The sequence below is a fragment of the Streptomyces sp. NPDC002130 genome, from assembly GCF_040296465.1.
Classification (GTDB): domain Bacteria; phylum Actinomycetota; class Actinomycetes; order Streptomycetales; family Streptomycetaceae; genus Streptomyces.
Genome location: NZ_JBEOXI010000730.1, coordinates 1 through 1,604, shown reverse-complemented (window position 1 = coordinate 1,604; position 1,604 = coordinate 1). Strand labels below are relative to the sequence as shown.

2 protein-coding genes are annotated in these 1,604 nt (G+C 61.8%); both read right to left on the bottom strand.

From position 1 onward, the window contains the following. Positions 1-133: 133 nt before the first annotated feature. Entirely contained in the window at positions 134-481 is a 348-nt protein-coding gene (locus ABT116_RS44915) for a plastocyanin/azurin family copper-binding protein (RefSeq protein WP_298776975.1), read from the bottom strand. A 27-nt stretch (positions 482-508) separates the two neighbouring features. Next, positions 509-1,604: multicopper oxidase family protein (locus tag ABT116_RS44910; protein ID WP_351646783.1), on the bottom strand; the 1,096-nt coding region annotated here is incomplete at its 5' end.

The window sequence follows — 1,604 nt, the reverse complement described above, 5'->3', positions numbered from 1 at the left end:
ACGGTGACGTCCATCGGGCTGAACTGAACATTGCTGATCTCGACCACCACGTCGGGGACGGGATCTTCTGTGCCGCAAGACGAAACATACGTTGCTGTGACGGCGAGGACGAAGCCGGCGATCCACCTCCTCACTATTGAACGATCACGGTGCCCACCATCATCGGGTGGGGCGTGCAGTGGTAGGTGAAGGTGCCGGTGTCGTCGAACGTGTACGAGAAGGTTCCCTCGGTGAGCAACTCGCTCTTCAGTTTCCCGTCGAGATCACCGTTGCCGACCACGTCGTGGGGGAGTCCGCTGTCGTCGAACTTCCATTCGACGGTCTGCCCCTTCTCGATGGTGACCGATGTTGGTGTGTACGCCATGTTCTTCACCTCGATCACGACGGCAGGTTCGTCAGACGACGCACCGGCGTCACTACTGCAGGCGGTGAGGCTCAATGCCGCGCAGGCTGCGAGGAAAGCGGGAACGAGTTTCTTCATGAGGTGTTCTCTCCATTCTTCGACTTGTCAGCGGACGTAACGCAGATTTGCCGTCATGCCTGCTTCGAAGTGGTAGGCGTTGTGGCAGTGGAACATCCACTCGCCGGGGTTGTCGGCGTCGAACTCGATGGCAAGCTCGGTGCCGGGTAGGACGTTCACGGTGTCGCGGCGAAGCCCGCCGTAATCCGGTACCGCAAAGGTGTGGCCGTGGGTATGCATGGGATGCCACATCGTGGACGTGTTCTTCATCGTGATGCGGACCCGTTCACCCTGTTTCATGACGAGCTTGCCCGCATCGGCTCCCGCCATTCCCCACACGTATCGATCGCCGGCCTGGATCAACTCGATGTGGTAGTCGCGATCAGGCGTCTTCGTCTCGAGCCGTGCGGATTCCGTTGGCCGGAGTTCGCTTTCGGTTACCAGCCGCCCGGCCAGTTCCGAGAGGTTTCCGCCCACATCCGGATTCGCCAGCGCCAACGCGTCGGTGCTGCGTAGGACGGTCGACGCATAACCATCTCGGCCCTCGACCTTCGCTACCACCGGCCATGTTCCCGACTTCACCGTCACCAGTACGTCGTAGCGTTGGGCCATGCCGACGATGATGGTGTCGGCAGGAGTTGGCTCCACGTCGTAGCCGTCGGTAGCGACGATTGTCATCTCGTGACCGGCCACAGCGAACCGGTACGGAGTTTCGGCCGCTGCGTTGATGATTCGTAGTCGCAGGGTCGAACCGGGCGCTGCAGTGACGACAGCAGGATCATCGGGTGGCCGCCCGTTGATCAAGTGCAGCGGATACGCGATGTGTTGAGTCATCCCGCCGAGTGGTTCGGAAGAACCGTGTCCGCCGCTCACCAACTGCTGCGCGACGGACATGTCGGCTTCCGAGTGTTCCGCCGGAGTTGTTGCCCCACCGCCGTGTCCGCCGTGCCCGCCCGAAATTGCCGGGTTCAGGGCCATCAGGACGGAATCCGGGTTGGTTCCCAATCCGTCGAGCCAGTCGTCGAGCACCAGGACGGCATCGACGTCGGCCCCGGTGGTGTCGTTCGGATCCTCGACGATCATGGCGCCGAAGAGCCCCCGATCGGCCTGTAATCCGCTGTGCGAGTGGTACCAGTACGTTCCC

Excerpts from the sequence above, each read along its gene's own strand:
- ABT116_RS44915 (WP_298776975.1), bottom strand. The coding sequence starts at position 481 with ATGAAGAAACTCGTTCCCGCTTTCCTCGCAGCCTGCGCGGCATTGAGC.